We start from the raw sequence: 14,895 nt of genomic DNA, 5'->3' as shown, positions 1-14,895 counted from the left end.
GATTTCCTATGTAAGTCAGACCTTTGCAGAGGCCCTCACGTAAGTCCCGGGCGCCGGCGCCAAGGGTTTATATGCCGAATCACCCGGAGTTCTGGCCGGAACCTGCTTGCCTGACCGCTTCTTCAGCCACGCCTCCCACAAAGGCCACCAAGAGCCCTTGTTGTATGTCGCGCCTTTCATCCAACCCTCATGATCGGGTTTCAGATCGGCATTGGTGTAATGGCCGTATTTGTCCTTGCTAGGCGGGTTGACGATACCGGCGATATGACCCGACTCCGAAACCACGAATGTCTTGGACCGCGACCCCATCATCTGCACCCCGCGGTAGCAATCTTTCCAGGCGGCGATGTGATCTGTCTCGCAGGTGATCGCCATCAGGGGCACCGTCACATCGCGCACATGCAGCGTATGGCCCATCATCTCGATGCCGGTTGTGGTGAACTCGTTGCGCTGGCAGAGGCCGCGCAGATAATCGATCGCCATCTTTGAAGGAAGGTTCGCACCGTCCCCGTTCCAATAGAGCAGGTCAAAAGCCGGTGGCGTCTCGCCCATCATATAGTTGCGGATCGCCGGACCATAGATCAGATCGCGCGACCGCAGGTAGGAAAACGTGCGCGCCATGATGAAGGATCGCAACACGCCCTGCTTGTTCACCTCTTCTTCGATGGCATCAATGAAATCATCCTGCAGGAAGGGTGTGAATTCGCCCTGATCCGAGAAATCTGTCAGCGCGGTAAAGAAGGTTGCCGACTTGATCGACTTATCGCCCCGCTGTTTGAGCAGTGACAGTGTCAGGCTGAGCGTCGTGCCCGCGATACAATAGCCAACCGCGTTCACCTGCTTGACGCCACAGATCTCTTTGACGGTCTCGATCGCGGTCAGGAACCCATCCTGAATATAGTCTTCCATTCCAACATCAGCGTGCGATCGGTTCGGATTGACCCAACTGACCACAAACAACGTATAGCCTTGCTCGGTCACCCATTTGATCAGACTGTTCTGCGCCTTGAGATCGAGGATGTAGAATTTGTTGATCCAGGGCGGGAACAGGACGATAGGGATCTCATGCACGGTCTCGGTGGCCGGAGCGTATTGGATCAGTTCCATCATCCGGTTGCGATAGACCACCTCTCCGGGCGTCGTCGCGATGTTACCGCCTAGCTCAAACGCAGACTCATCGGCCAGCCGCACGGTGAGCTCGCCGTCATTGGCCTCAAGATCAGAGACCAGGTTTTCCAGCCCGCGGATCAGCGACTCACCCTCGGTCTCGACCGCCTTTTCCAACGCGTCCGGGTTGGTGGCCAGGAAGTTGGTCGGCGCCATCAGATCGATGATCTGCTGGGCGAAGTAGTTCAATCGGCGGTTTTGGATAACGTCGGCATCCTCAGCCGCAGAAACCGCCGCCTCGATCGTTTTGGTGGTGGTCAGATACTGTTGCTTGACCAACCGGAAATAAGGATTGGTTTTCCACATCGGATTGGAAAACCGCCGGTCGGCGGGATCATCATCATCCTTGGCCTCACCGGTCAGCAGCGCCCGCTGGGCTTCGGCAAAATTCAGAACGGATTTGCTCCAGAACTCGATCTGATGTTCCAGGATCTTCGAGGGATTCTGCAGCGCCTCGGACAAATAGGTTGTTGCTGCCTTTGCGAAAATTTCTTGATTCGGCCCATCCAGAGCGGGATTATGTCCGGACTTATTGGACATTACCTCAATTAACCTTTTCGACAGGCCCTCTACCTTTTCCAGATTTTCTTTCAGCTTATCAAAGCTTTCTTGCGAAATCTCTGAAGGCAGGTCTTCGCTTGTTGTCATTTTAAGGAATTCCTCATAGTCTCGCTGCTGTGCAGAATAATGTTCAGCCCGGGGCAGCGCAAAGCAACGCGCTACCTCGTGTATAAGCCATAGCACAAGAGGGATAGATCATGCGATACATGATGACCTACGACCTGATGGAGACCATCAGGAATACCAACCAGTGGTTGGGTGCCTCGGCCCGGTCGATGGCCTCCTATCCTGTCTTTGCCATGGCCCCAAACCCTGTGTTCAGCTGGATAGCGGCCTGGGGTGAGGTCACCGAGCGCACCTATCAGCGCATGATCGTGAAACCCGACTGGGGCATCCGGACTTTTACCTGCGAGGATGGCAAGGATCATCTGGTCGAGATCGAAACGGTTGTCGAACGTCCCTTTGGCGACCTGATTCATTTCAAGGTGAATGGTCGCAAAACGCAACCGCGCAAGGTGCTTCTGGTCGCGCCGATGTCCGGTCACTACGCAACGCTGCTGCGCTCGACTGTGAAGAGCCTGCTGGTGAACTGCGAAGTCTATATCACCGACTGGCACAACGCGCGCGACATCCCGGTTTCGGCAGGCAAGTTCGACATCGAGGATTACACGCTTTACCTGGTTGATTTCATGCGTGAGCTGGGGCCCGACACCCATGTTGTCGCCGTCTGCCAGCCCGCCCCGCTGACCCTGGCCGCAACCGCCTATCTGGCCGAGCAGGACCCCAAGGCGCAGCCCTCGTCACTGACGCTGATCGGCGGTCCGGTGGACCCCGATGCCACTCCCACCGACGTGACCGATTTCGGCCGCCGCGTCACCATGGGCCAGCTCGAAGAGACGATGATCCAGAGGGTTGGCTTCAAATACAAGGGCGTTGGTCGGCTGGTCTATCCGGGCCTGTTGCAGCTTGCCTCGTTCATGTCGATGAACGGGGACCGTCACACCCAGGCCTTCGTCGATCAGATCCAGCGTGTCATGCGCAACGAAGCCTCTGATCATGACGCCCATAACCGCTTCTATGATGAATATCTGGCGGTGATGGACATGCCTGCCGAATTCTACCTGTCCACGGTCGAGCGTGTCTTCAAGAACCGTGAGATCGCGCGCAATGAATTTATCGTGGCGGGGCGCAAGGTGGATATGAGCAAGATCACCGACGTGGCGGTCAAGACGGTCGAAGGGGCGCAAGACGACATTTCCGCACCGGGCCAATGTATCGCCGCGCTTGATCTGTGCACCGGCCTGCCCGAGAGTAAGAAGGCCAGCCATGTGGAACCCGGTGCCGGCCACTACGGCATTTTCGCTGGCCGCAGCTGGCGCGACAATATCCGCCCGCTGGTCATCGATTTCATGAATGACAACAGCAAGGGCGGCAAGGTACGCAAAGCGGCCAATACAAACGCCGCCTGATACCGCTTCCCTCCGAGTCCGCCCCGGCCGTCAGGCCGGGTTCTGAGGGATCGCCAGCCAATCGCGCAACGCTTCGGTCACTGCGGCCGGCGCTTCCAGCATCGGGAAGTGCCCGGCATCCTCCAGAATGCGCAACGTGGCGGTCGGGATCAGCTCTGACATGAACACATGCCGTTTCACCGGGGTCAGGGTGTCCTGCGCCCCGCAGAGCACCAGCGTCGGCACCGAGATTTTGCGCAGGGTCGCCTGCTGATCGGGACGGCGTTGCAGTGCGCGCATCTGACGGACGAATACTTCCGGACCCTGACGGGCACTCATGGCGTGGATAAACTCATATATCTCGGCGCGGAGTGGTCCCTCCGCGAGCACCTCCGGCGGCAGCGCCTCGCGCATTACCTCATCCAGACGCCCGCTGCGGGCGCCAACAATCAGCGGTTCGCGGGCGGCGGCGATCTGCGGCGTGTCGGCGAAACTGTCGGTCGAGATCAGGCATAGCCGTGCGACCCGGTCCGGCGCGCGGCGATAGATCTCCATCGCGATGATCGCGCCCATGCTGTGCCCGGCCAGTGCGAAGCGACGCGGCAATTGTCCCAGCAGGTCCGAGGCGATCTGCTCGACCCGTTCGCCCATAGATGTAGGCGCAACGGTGACCGCGCGGTCAGAGGACAGATCCAGAAACTGCGCGCTGAACACCCGCGCATCGCACATCAGACCGGTCAGAAACACCAGCGGTTCAGTCACGCTGCACCCTGCCGTGTTGGTCGCAAACTTCCACCCTGCCCTCTTTTCGTTGCTTGAGGGCAAGATGCGGGTTTTCCCATCCACGGGCAAGCCCGTCTAAGGCAGGGTCAGCCCACGAAAGGGCGGAAAATCGCCATATCGGGCACGCCGCTCTGCCGGTGTTTCTCCGGGATCAGCACCGGGGCGCAGCAAGCAGCCGCGCGGGGCGATATAGCTGTCGATCCGGCGCAGCGGCTGCGGTCGCCAGACCAGGTTGAAGGCACAGAGCTTGGGGAAGAACCAGATCTCGGAATAATCCAGATGATCATGCATCCACCAGGCCAGATCGCGCCAGTCCCGTCCCTTGGCATAGTGATCGGCAAACCACGGGATCACGATCGACGCGCCCGCCACACGGGCATCACCCGTGGCGATATCCCAGATATGGCACTCCATCGGATTGTCATTGCGGGCGCAATTCAGCTTGTTCTCATTTCCGAACCGGTTCAGCGCGGGCGCGCGATAGCCCGAGCGGATCGCGACGCGGCCAAAGGTTTCCTCCAGCGGGTCCAGCAAGGTCTCGCAGAATGCACGGCCCGTCTCGATGGCCAGGTCCGGGTTTTCGGGGATGTTCCGGATCTGGTGGAAATTGCCGATCTCGGAATAGAGAAATTCGCGCATGTAGAAATACTTCGACAGACGCACGCGGCCCAGCGTCTCAAGGCTCCACATGCTGCGGGGCGGACGCATCAGCCGTAGCCGTTCCAGCGGAACTCGCCATTTGGCCCCAGTGCCGAGAAAGGGTTATGCGCCACTTCCCAGACCGTGCCCTCTGGCGCGCGGAAATAGCCGTGATGGCCGCCCCAGAAGACATCGCTGGCGGGTTTCAGGATCGTGGCTCCGGCTGCGTCGGCAGCGGTCAATACCTCGGAAACCTGCTCTTTTGCAGCGCAATTATAGCTGAGCGTCGTGGCGCCCTGCCCCAGATCATCTGCGGCGCAACCAATATCCTCGGCCAGCTTTTCCAACGGGTAAAGCCCCAGCACCTGGCCGATCAGATCAAAGGCGATCACGCCATCCGGTGTCTCGACACGTTGCCAGCCCAGCGCTTCATAGAACCGCGCCGAGCCCTCCATATCCTTGGTGCCGACCGTGATCAGGCTGACGCGTTGGTCCATCATTCCACTCCGTTTGTCTGCAACCAGCTCAGGATCGCCGCAACTGCCGCATCCGTCTGACCCGGCGACATGATATCGCCTGTAATGACATGGGCGTAGGGATCGTCACCTTCGCCCATCGTCACAGTCTCGATCGTGACCGGTCCGCCCCAGCGATCCGCCACCTCTCGCGTTCGGTCTGGCCGCACGACGCGATCCTCATTCGAAAACAGGAACAATACGGGAACATTAGCCTGCGATACATCCAGTGTCACCACTTTTTTGACCAGCGCGGCCATCGTCAAAACCGGGGGCCAGCCATAGGAGGTGGTCCAGTATTTCCTCTGCCCCGCGTTGCGTGGCTCGAAACCGCTTTCCTGTCCCATGATCAACGGCAGCCAATACCGTGCCGCTGGCAACGTCAGAACCCATGCCATCGGGTCGTTGATCCCGAAATTGGGCGACACCAGCACCATCGCAGCGACGTTCTGATTGAGCTCGGGATCAAGCGCCGCAGCCGTAGCAAGCGTCCCCCCGGTAGAGGTTGCGACCACCACCACCTTGTCGCCACTGGCGCGCGCCGCCGCCAGCCCCTCGGCGACATCCTGCATCCAGGCGGTGGCGTTGCCATCCGCAAATGCCGCACTGCCACGCCCATGCCCGCGCAGACGCGTATAGACCAGATTGGCGCCCAGCGCCTCGGCCACGCGGTCCGGCACAGGCCGGATTTCTTCGGAGGTCGCGGAGAAGCCATGCAAGTAGAACACCGAATAAGGTGTCCGCTGCTCCTTGAAGCCCGGTTGCCAGATCACCCGCTTTTCGGTCCCTTCCGTAATGTCATCAAAGCGGGATTCGACAGATTCGAAATAGACCTGCACCCCTTCGCCGAATTTGCGCGGGTCAAAACGCGCCTTGAGATCAACCTCCTCATACGGACCAAAAACCCAGAGCAGCCCGCCCGCCACCAGCAAAACCAAAAGAACGCGCCCCAGAAACCTGCCAAAGGCACGCATCATCCCTCCCTCAGAACATCCAGCACCGCCTGCTCGATCATCCCCAGGCACGGCCCGTCCGAGAACCGGTGATCGGCGTCCTTCACAAGGGTCAGCCGCATGTCCTCGCAGGTGGCATGATCCAGCAGGCGCAGTGCCGTTTCGGTCGAGACCGCGGTATCAGCTGTGCCCTGCAAGCATCTGACAGGGAACGGCAATTCCAAAGACGCGCGCAGCACCAACCGCTGACGACCATCCTCAATCATCCGCTTGGTGATGATGTAAGGCTCCATGTAATCCGAGGGCAACTCCACCTGCCCGGCATCCTCAAGCATCTGTTTCTGCGCGTCGGTGAATGAAGCCCAATAACCGTCTTCGGTGAAATCCGGCGCGGCTGCAATGGTGACCATCCCGGCGATCCGTTCCGGCGTCGCTCGCGCCAGCAGCAAGGCCTGCCAGCCGCCCATCGAGGAGCCGACCACAATAATCGGCCCATCCGTCAGCGCCTGCACCGCCGCGACGGTATCTTCATGCCAATCGCCGATGCAGCCCTCTTCAAATGTGCCAGAGCTTTCGCCATGCCCGGAATAGTCGAACCGCAGATAAGCGCGGCCCTGCGCCTGTGCCCAGGCCTCAAGATGCACGGCCTTTGTGCCCTCCATGTCGGATTTCAGCCCGCCCAGAAATACGATGCAGGGCCCGCGCCCTTCGCTTCGGTGATAGGCGATCCGCCGCCCCTGCGCGGTGTCCAGATACTGCATCCCTGCCTCCTTGTTTGTGGCGATCATGCAAGCGCTGCCGCGTCACCGCAATTGCAGATTTTTACGTTACCATATTGTCACGTGACTAATTAGCAACTTATAATCGAATCCCATGGAAGCGATCTTCAAGGCACTTGCCGACCCGGCCCGACTGACCCTGATGGACAGCCTGCGCCAAAAGGACGGGCAAAGCCTGAGCGAGCTGGAAGCCCAGCTCGACATGAGCCGGTTCGGGGTGATGAAACATCTCAAGCTGCTGGAGGACGCCTCCCTGATCGTCACCCGCAAGAAGGGGCGGTTCAAATACCACTATCTGAACGCCCTGCCCCTGCAGGAGGCAATCGACCGATGGATCGAACCGTATCGCGCCAAGCCAGCGGCGCGCGGCGTGCTTGATCTGAAAGCGAAACTCGAAGGAGCTGCCCCAATGAGTGAAACCCAAAAACCCGATTTCATGATGGCCACGTTCATCCGCTGCACGCAGGATGCGCTGTGGTTAGCACTGACCGACCCGCAAGAGGTCATCCAGTACCATTTCATGGCCAAATCCGCCGATGGCACACTGGAACAAGGGGGCTCGACCACCTACCGCGTTGACGGGAACATGCCGATGCTGACCATCGACGTGACCGAGGCGCGGCCCAAAACCTATCTCGACATGCTGTTCAAACCGCTCTGGGACGGCGATGGCATGCCCACATCCCGTTGCGTCTATGTTATCGAGCCGCAAGGGGATCATTGCAAGCTCACGGTCGAGCATTACGACATCCCGCCGGGACAGGAGGGCGTCGCCGATGGCTGGTACCGGATGATCTCGGGGCTCAAGACCTGGCTGGAAACCGGCAAGGCGCATCGCTTTGCCATGGCTGCGACCGGCTGAGGCCCGACCGCTCCTCTGGCGCTTGCCCCCGGTTCAGAGCATCCCTACTGTGCCAGCAACAAAGACGGGGTTCACGCTGCTTACCTTCCTGCGCATTCTGCTGATCGCATTGATCATGATCGGCGTGGCCCTGTTCACGCTTTGGGGCAGCCTTGCCCTCTGGTTTCATGTGCCCGGCCCCGAAATGGTCCGGGGCATTGTCGCCGGGGCGTTCGCCCTGTTGGGATTGGCCACGCTCATCGCCCAGATCTGGCCAGGCCGGTTGAAAATGCTGGCCGGGTTTGCCGCTGCTCTGATTGCGGTCAGCCTTTGGTGGCAGTCGATCAACCCTCCGCTCACGCGGGACTGGGCACCCGATGACGCCGTGCAGGTGACCGGAACCATCGAGGGCGACAGGCTGACGCTGGACGGCGTGCGCAATTTCGACTGGCGCACCGAGGAGGACTTTACCCCGAACTGGGAACGCCGCAGTTATGATCTGAGCAAGCTGCAATCGGCGGATTTGGTCATGTCGCATTGGGACGGGCCGTCAATCGCCCATATGATTGTCAGCTTCGGATTCGAGGGGGACGAGTATCTCGCATGGTCGGCTGAGGTGCGCCACATCAAGGGCAGTGAATACTCGCCCCTGAGAGACGCGTTCAAAAATCACACCCTGGTCCTGCTTGCAGGCGATGAGCGCGACCTGATCGGCCTGCGCACCAATATCCGGGGCGAGGACGTCCAGCTTTACCGCATCAACGCCGCGCCCGCGAATGCGCGCGCCTTGCTGGTGGACTATGTCGAGCACGCCAACGCGCTTGCCACCGATCCAAAATGGTACAACAGCCTGACAACCAATTGCACCACGGTCGTGATGTCGATGATCCGGCAGTTGTTTGACGCCGTGCCGATGGATTGGCGAATACTGGTCAACGGCTACATGCCCGAATACGCCTATGACTTGGGCGCGCTGGACACGCGGCTCAGCTTCGACCAGCTGCAGGACCGCGCCCATGTCACCGATGTCGCGCGCGATGCGGGGCTGACTCCGACCTACTCGACCGACATCCGCAAACACGTCCCCGACCCGCTGAAATGATCCGCGCTTCATTTGGCTGAGACTGTCCGGGGGAAACGCGCGGAAATGGCGATAGGGGGCAGCGCCCCTCCGCGCATGCTTGACATGGGCCAAAACCCCTGCCAAATCAGCCCGACACATAACCCGCAACCGGGCGTTCAGTGGGCGCCAAACCGACGAGGAGAGCCAGATCATGGCCCTGGATTCAAAATCCGTCTCTCTTACCTTTCCCGATGGCAATGCACGATCTTATGACGCGGGCGTCACCCCGGCGCAGGTCGCGGCCGATATATCGACCTCGCTGGCCAAAAAGGCCATCTCGGCCACGGTGAACGGCCAGCACTGGGACCTGCAATGGCCCATCGAGGCTGACGCGCAGATCGCCATTCACACCATGAAGGACGAGGATCAGGCCAACGAGCTGATCCGCCACGACCTCGCCCATATCATGGCGCGGGCGGTGCAGGAGATCTGGCCCGACACCAAAGTCACCATCGGACCGGTCATTGAAAACGGCTGGTATTATGATTTCGACCGCGCAGAGCCCTTCACCCCCGAAGACCTGGGCGCGATCGAAAAGAAGATGAAAGAGATCATCAACAAGCGCGAGCCCGTCACGACCGAGGTCTGGGATCGCGCTAAGGCCGTGCAGCACTACACCGACAACAACGAGCCCTATAAGGTCGAACTGATCGACGCCATCCCGGGCGACGAGCCGCTGCGCATGTACTGGCACGGCGATTGGCAAGACCTCTGCCGCGGCCCACACCTGCAACATACGGGACAGGTGCCCGGTGACTCCTTCAAGCTGATGTCTATTGCGGGCGCATACTGGCGCGGCGACAGCAGCCGCGCCATGTTGCAGCGTATCTATGGCGTGGCCTTCACCGGCAAGGAAAAGCTCAAAGCGCATCTGCACATGCTGGAAGAGGCCGCCAAGCGCGACCACCGCAAGCTGGGTCGCGAGATGAACCTGTTTCACATGCAGGAAGAGGCGCCGGGCCAGATCTTCTGGCACCCCAATGGCTGGACGATCTACACCAGCCTGCAGGATTACATGCGCCGCAAACAGCGCGCGGGCGGCTATAACGAGATCAATACGCCCCAGATCGTCGACCGCAAACTGTGGGAGGCCTCGGGCCACTGGGACAAGTACCAGGAGCACATGTTCATCGTCGAGGTCGAGGAAGAACATGCCAAGGAAAAGGCAGTCAACGCGCTCAAACCGATGAACTGCCCCTGCCATGTACAGGTGTTCAATCAGGGCCTGAAATCCTATCGCGATCTGCCGCTGCGGCTGGCCGAGTTCGGCTCGTGCTCGCGCTATGAGCCCTCGGGCGCATTGCATGGGATCATGCGCGTGCGTGGGTTTACTCAGGACGATGCCCATATCTTCTGTACCGAAGATCAGATTCAGGACGAATGCGCGAAGTTCATCAACTTCCTCGCCGATGTCTACAAGGACCTCGGCTTTGAGAAGTTCGAGATCAAATTCGCCACCCGTCCCGAAAAGCGCGTCGGCAGCGATGAAAGCTGGGATCACGTCGAAGGCGCGCTGGAAGGTGCGATCAAGGCGACGGGGCGTGAGTTTACGCTGGAACCGGGCGATGGGGCGTTCTACGGGCCCAAGCTGGATTTCTATCTGACCGACGCGATCGGACGGGTCTGGCAATGCGGCACCTTCCAGGTTGACCCGAACCTGCCGGAACGGTTGGGCGCGACTTATGTCGCCGCCGATGGCTCCAAGCAGCGCCCCTATATGCTGCACCGCGCCTGCCTTGGCTCGTTCGAACGCTTCATCGGCATCCTGATCGAGGAACATGCAGGCAAGCTGCCCTTCTGGCTGGCCCCGCGTCAGGTGGTCGTGGCCTCAATCACCTCCGAGGCGGATGCCTATGTGAACGAGGTCGTGGCCGAACTGCGCGCCGCTGGCGTGAGGGCCGAAGCCGACATCCGCAATGAAAAGATCAACTACAAGGTCCGCGAGCATTCGGTCGGCAAGGTACCGGTCATTCTGGCCATCGGTCACCGCGAGGTCGAGGAGCGCACCGTCAGTGTTCGTCGTCTGGGCGAGAAAAAGACCAGCGTGCAGCCGCTTTCGGATGTAACAATTGAGCTCAAACGCGCGGCAACCCCGCCAGATCAATTGTAACAATCGGCAAAATCACGCGTAGGAACCGGCCCTCCTGCGGGGCCGGTTCTTTGTTTTTCGCCCGGATTTCCTTGATTTACACGGTGTTAGGGGTAGGCTTTCAATGACATTGTCTGACGGGACCGTGAGGCACGGCCTCGTGAGTTCAATGCTCGCAGCCAAATAGCTATGTTCTAGTCGTCACCCCAGACGAGTGAAATCACCGAAAGAGGATTTAACGAGATGTCGAACTCCGCAAAAACCCTTGCAGTTGCCGGTGCGGTCGCTGCCGCACTGACTGCCACGGTCACCACCACTGCCGCGCATGCGCAAGCCAAGGAAAAGTGCTATGGCGTGTCGCTGGCTGGCCAGAATGACTGCGCCGCCGGTCCGGGCACCACATGCGCCGGTACGTCGACTGTCGATTATCAGGGCAACGCCTGGACGCTGGTCGATGCAGGCACCTGCGACAAGATCGAACTGCCCAAAACTGCGGATGGCAGCGCACGTACCGGCTCGCTTGAGCCGCTGGATCGCGACCTGCCGGCATAAGCCATATGTTGAATGCCGAGGGGCGGGCGTCATACCACCGCTCGCCCCTTTTTCATTGATCGGCTCATTCATGGACAGGCGGAGGATGCCCAGATGCTGGACAATTCGCTGAGATCGAACCGCCTGCCTTTTGCTGCGGGCGTCGGATATAAACCCCAGCATTTCGCGCAGATCCTGGATGACCCCGCGCCGGTCGGCTGGTTAGAAATCCATGCCGAGAACTATATGGGCGATGGCGGGCGACCGCTGGCGCAGCTTCGCCACCTTTCAGAACAATTTCCGATCTCGGTGCATGGCGTTGGCCTGTCGATCGGGGGCGAGACGCCGCTGGATACCGATCATCTGGCCCGGCTCAAGCATCTTGTCGGCTGGCTGAACCCAGCCAGCTTTTCTGAACATCTGGCCTGGTCGACTCATGACAGCCACTTCCTGAACGACCTTCTGCCGCTGCCCTATACTGATGCAACGCTCGCCCGCATCTGCGCCCATATCGATCAGGTGCAGGAGGTTCTGGGCCGTCCCATGCTGCTGGAAAACCCCTCCAGCTATCTGGCCTTTGCCGAAAGCACCTGGTCCGAGCCCGATTTCCTGCGCGAGGTCGCCCGGCGCACCGGCTGCGGATTGCTGCTGGATGTGAACAACGTCTTTGTCTCGGCCACCAATCTGGATTTCTCGCCGCAGGAATATATCGACGCCTACCCGCTTGAAAAAGTGGGCGAAATCCACCTGGGCGGCCATGATGAGGATGAGGATGACCACGGCCACCCGTTGCTGATCGACAGCCACGGGCGCGAGGTGGTTGACCCGGTCTGGGCACTGCTGGACTATGTGCTGGAACGCTCCGGTCCAAAGCCCGTTCTGGTCGAATGGGACACCGATGTGCCAGACTGGCCTGTCTTGCAGACCGAAGCCGCACGCGCCCATGCCGCGCTGGAGCGTATCCCGGCATGAGCGTCAGCCAATCCGCCTTTCACACCGCGCTGCTGGACCCGGCGCAACCGGTTCCGGATGGACTGTTTGATGCCGAAACACGCCCCGCAGGTCGCCGTTTCAGCGTCTATCGCAACAATGTTGCCGTGTCGTTGACCGAGGCGATGCATCAGGCGTTTCCCGTCATCACCAAGTTACTGGGACCGCAGAACATGGACGGTCTGGCGGGTTTGTTCCTGCGTCGCCATCCTCCCTCCTCACCGCTGATGATGTTCTACGGTGATGAGTTTCCCGAATTTCTGGCAGGTATGGAACAGCTCTCGCACCTGGGTTATCTGCCGGATGTGGCGCGGCTGGAACTGGCGCTGCGCCGATCCTATCACGCCGCTGACAGCACCGGAATCGACCCGCAGGCGCTGGCCATCGAGCCGGAAACGCTGATGGCGGCAACCGTGGAATTTGCCCCGGCGATGGAGGTGTTGCGCTCGCCCTGGCCGGTCCACGCGATCTGGCGTTTCAACACCGAGGCGGACGCCCCGCCACCGGAACCACAGGCCCAGGACACATTGATCACCCGCGCCGAATTCGATCCGACCCCGCAATTGCTCCCCCCCGGCGGCGCGGACTGGATCGCAGCCCTGCAAGCGGGGCAAACCATCGGCGCGGCCCATGAGACGGCTCTTGCCGCGCATCCCGATTTCGACCTCGGCGCCACGCTCGCCCTGCTGTTGCAGGGCGGCGCCATTACCACTCTGAATACGGAAAGGCTGGACAGATGACTGCCCTGATAACGCTTTACAATGATATTTTCGACAGGTTGGACAGACCCTCGGAAATCGTGATCCCAACACTTGCGCGTCTGGTTTTTATCGCCATTTTCCTTGTCTATTACTGGAACTCGGCCTCGCTGAAGATCGACGGATCGATCTTTTCTCCGTCAGCGGGCGCGTTTGGCCAGATGTTCCCGCATGCGGCTGAGGCCGTTCTCTATGACATCAGCAAAATCACCTTTTTCCAGCGGATCGTGATCTTCTTTGGCACGGTTGCCGAGTTTGTCCTGCCCGCCCTGCTGCTTGTCGGCCTGCTGACCCGCGTGGCGGCGCTGGGCATGATCGGGTTCATATGGGTGCAGACACTTGTGGATGTGAACGGCCACAATATTCCCTTTGGCGGGCTTTTCGACAATGCCATCACGCTGGCCGATCAGCGCGTGATGTGGACCTTCCTGTTCCTTGTCATCGCGATCAAAGGCCCCGGCCCGCTGTCGATCGACCGCTTGCTGCGCCTGCGCTAGGGCTCAGAAATGCGCTTTGGGTTCATCGGGTTTGCCCGCCGTCACGGCCAGCAACCCGGCCACACCGGCAAAGGCAATCGGGAACATGGTGAACGCATTGAACCCAAAGGCGTGATACATTCCTGCTGCTGAGACCAGCAGCAGGATCCCGCCCCAAAGCGCCCGCGCCCGCGCCATGGCGCCACCGGCAATAGCCAGCAAGGGGGCGACGATGGACATGGTCTGGATCAGTTGGGTATTGGTGACCTGATTGAACAGCCCGTCGACCTCGCCGAAATGGCGCACCGCCTCGACATAGCCAAAGCTGAAAAAGCCGACGATCATTCCGATCACCCCGGCGATTATTCCCAATACCGATGCGGCACTGCGCATGCGTCACCTCCTGTTGCGGTTCTGAGCAGATAGGAACGCTCTCACGCCACGCCAAGGGCCGCGCGTGTCTCAGCGCTCCAGCCGAGGAACAGTTCATCGCCCCGCGCAATCAGCGGACGCTTCATCAGCGTCGGGTATGTCTGCAGCAGGTGCAGCTGCGGCTTTTCACGCTCGGCGGCATCCAGTTGCCGCCATGTGGTCGAGCGCGTATTGACCAGCGCCGCGCCAAAATCCGCCAATGCGCGGGCTAATACTGCCTCTGAGATACCGCTTTCGCGAACATCGATAAATTCAGCATCCGGAAGCGATTTCAGTGCCTTACGACAGGTATCGCAGGTTTTCAGACCGTAGAGTTTCATGCCATCTCCTTGTTGTTAAGAGCAAATATCCGGCATTTGGTCGCGATACATCCCCTTTTCCTTGATTTTTGAGGGCACCGTGCAATCTTGTAGCCGGTGCAACCCAAACGCGATGCCTTCGCCAGTGGCTTGGTAGCCGGGTTTGCGGCTGTGCTGTCGACCTCCCCGCCAATTTAGGGGTCACGTGGAAGTTCAGAAGGAGACACGGGACATGCCGACCGGCACCGTGAAGTGGTTCAATTCAACCAAAGGCTACGGCTTTATCGCCCCCGATGACGGGGGCAAGGATGTGTTTGTTCATATCTCGGCGGTCGAGCGCTCGGGAATGACCGGCCTCGCCGACAATCAAAAGATCTCGTATGAGCTTATCGACGGCCGCGACGGACGTCAGATGGCCGGAGACCTCAAGGCCACATAAGGCTCTCTGCGGTGCCCCGGAATTAGACGGGGTACCGCCCTCGCGGCAAGCTGTCGATACGAACCGTAGCTC

The 14,895-nt window shown here is 60.0% G+C and carries 17 protein-coding genes; 9 read left to right on the top strand and 8 right to left on the bottom strand.

The window, feature by feature from the left end:
* Positions 1-15: 15 nt before the first annotated feature.
* Positions 16-1,815, bottom strand: a complete 1,800-nt coding sequence (gene phaC / locus AB1E34_RS03820) for a class I poly(R)-hydroxyalkanoic acid synthase (protein WP_372571005.1) — start codon at positions 1,813-1,815, stop codon at positions 16-18.
* Positions 1,816-1,925: 110 nt separating this feature from the next.
* On the opposite strand from phaC, the gene phaZ reads away from it, so the two are divergent.
* On the top strand, positions 1,926-3,197 hold the full coding sequence (gene phaZ, locus AB1E34_RS03815; protein WP_372571004.1) for a polyhydroxyalkanoate depolymerase: 1,272 nt from the start codon (positions 1,926-1,928) through the stop codon (positions 3,195-3,197).
* A 30-nt stretch (positions 3,198-3,227) separates the two neighbouring features.
* Here phaZ and AB1E34_RS03810 read toward each other — a convergent pair whose 3' ends face one another.
* From AB1E34_RS03810 to AB1E34_RS03790, 5 genes are all read right to left on the bottom strand, one after another.
* Positions 3,228-3,938, bottom strand: coding sequence for an alpha/beta fold hydrolase (locus tag AB1E34_RS03810; RefSeq protein ID WP_372571003.1), 711 nt, complete (start codon positions 3,936-3,938; stop codon positions 3,228-3,230).
* A gap of 96 nt (positions 3,939-4,034) precedes the next feature.
* Entirely contained in the window at positions 4,035-4,649 is a 615-nt protein-coding gene (locus AB1E34_RS03805) for a hypothetical protein (protein ID WP_372571102.1), read from the bottom strand.
* 17 nt (positions 4,650-4,666) lie between these two features.
* Positions 4,667-5,095, bottom strand: coding sequence for a VOC family protein (locus tag AB1E34_RS03800; RefSeq protein ID WP_372571002.1), 429 nt, complete (start codon positions 5,093-5,095; stop codon positions 4,667-4,669).
* Positions 5,095-6,087, bottom strand: coding sequence for an alpha/beta hydrolase (locus AB1E34_RS03795; RefSeq protein WP_372571001.1), 993 nt, complete (start codon positions 6,085-6,087; stop codon positions 5,095-5,097). The genes AB1E34_RS03800 and AB1E34_RS03795 overlap by 1 nt, the downstream gene beginning before the upstream one ends.
* Positions 6,087-6,827, bottom strand: coding sequence for an alpha/beta hydrolase (locus AB1E34_RS03790; protein ID WP_372571000.1), 741 nt, complete (start codon positions 6,825-6,827; stop codon positions 6,087-6,089). Before AB1E34_RS03790 ends, AB1E34_RS03795 begins: the two co-directional genes overlap by 1 nt.
* Before the next feature lie 112 nt (positions 6,828-6,939).
* Here AB1E34_RS03790 and AB1E34_RS03785 point away from each other — a divergent pair, with 112 nt between their 5' ends.
* From AB1E34_RS03785 to AB1E34_RS03755, 7 genes are all read left to right on the top strand, one after another.
* Positions 6,940-7,707, top strand: coding sequence for an ArsR/SmtB family transcription factor (locus tag AB1E34_RS03785; RefSeq protein ID WP_372570999.1), 768 nt, complete (start codon positions 6,940-6,942; stop codon positions 7,705-7,707).
* A 49-nt stretch (positions 7,708-7,756) separates the two neighbouring features.
* A complete protein-coding gene (locus AB1E34_RS03780) occupies positions 7,757-8,788 on the top strand; it encodes an Lnb N-terminal periplasmic domain-containing protein (RefSeq protein WP_372570998.1) in 1,032 nt (343 codons plus the stop codon).
* Positions 8,789-8,960: 172 nt separating this feature from the next.
* Positions 8,961-10,919 (top strand): threonine--tRNA ligase, encoded by a 1,959-nt coding sequence (thrS, locus tag AB1E34_RS03775; RefSeq protein WP_372570997.1) that lies wholly within the window; start codon positions 8,961-8,963, stop codon positions 10,917-10,919.
* A gap of 222 nt (positions 10,920-11,141) precedes the next feature.
* Complete coding sequence (locus AB1E34_RS03770) at positions 11,142-11,450, top strand: BufA1 family periplasmic bufferin-type metallophore (RefSeq protein ID WP_306195440.1); 309 nt, start codon at positions 11,142-11,144, stop codon at positions 11,448-11,450.
* 93 nt (positions 11,451-11,543) lie between these two features.
* Positions 11,544-12,401, top strand: a complete 858-nt coding sequence (gene bufB / locus AB1E34_RS03765) for an MNIO family bufferin maturase (protein WP_372570996.1) — start codon at positions 11,544-11,546, stop codon at positions 12,399-12,401.
* Positions 12,398-13,159, top strand: coding sequence for an HvfC/BufC family peptide modification chaperone (locus tag AB1E34_RS03760; protein WP_372570995.1), 762 nt, complete (start codon positions 12,398-12,400; stop codon positions 13,157-13,159). Before bufB ends, AB1E34_RS03760 begins: the two co-directional genes overlap by 4 nt.
* Entirely contained in the window at positions 13,156-13,674 is a 519-nt protein-coding gene (locus AB1E34_RS03755; protein WP_372570994.1) for a DoxX family protein, read from the top strand. The genes AB1E34_RS03760 and AB1E34_RS03755 overlap by 4 nt, the downstream gene beginning before the upstream one ends.
* 3 nt (positions 13,675-13,677) lie before the next feature.
* Here AB1E34_RS03755 and AB1E34_RS03750 read toward each other — a convergent pair whose 3' ends face one another.
* Both AB1E34_RS03750 and AB1E34_RS03745 read right to left on the bottom strand, forming a co-directional pair.
* Positions 13,678-14,046 carry a hypothetical protein gene (locus AB1E34_RS03750; protein WP_372570993.1) on the bottom strand — a complete coding sequence of 123 codons (369 nt, stop codon included), beginning with the start codon at positions 14,044-14,046 and terminating at the stop codon, positions 13,678-13,680.
* A 41-nt stretch (positions 14,047-14,087) separates the two neighbouring features.
* Entirely contained in the window at positions 14,088-14,405 is a 318-nt protein-coding gene (locus tag AB1E34_RS03745) for an arsenate reductase family protein (protein ID WP_372570992.1), read from the bottom strand.
* Positions 14,406-14,616: 211 nt separating this feature from the next.
* Here AB1E34_RS03745 and AB1E34_RS03740 point away from each other — a divergent pair, with 211 nt between their 5' ends.
* The gene (locus AB1E34_RS03740; protein WP_306195452.1) at positions 14,617-14,823 is read left to right on the top strand and encodes a cold-shock protein; all 207 of its coding nucleotides are present in this window, start codon (positions 14,617-14,619) and stop codon (positions 14,821-14,823) included.
* Positions 14,824-14,895: the final 72 nt, after the last annotated feature.

Origin of the sequence: Ruegeria jejuensis, from assembly GCF_041537905.1 — a bacterium.
GTDB lineage: Bacteria > Pseudomonadota > Alphaproteobacteria > Rhodobacterales > Rhodobacteraceae > Ruegeria_C.
This window is presented reverse-complemented; position numbering and strand designations above follow the sequence as displayed.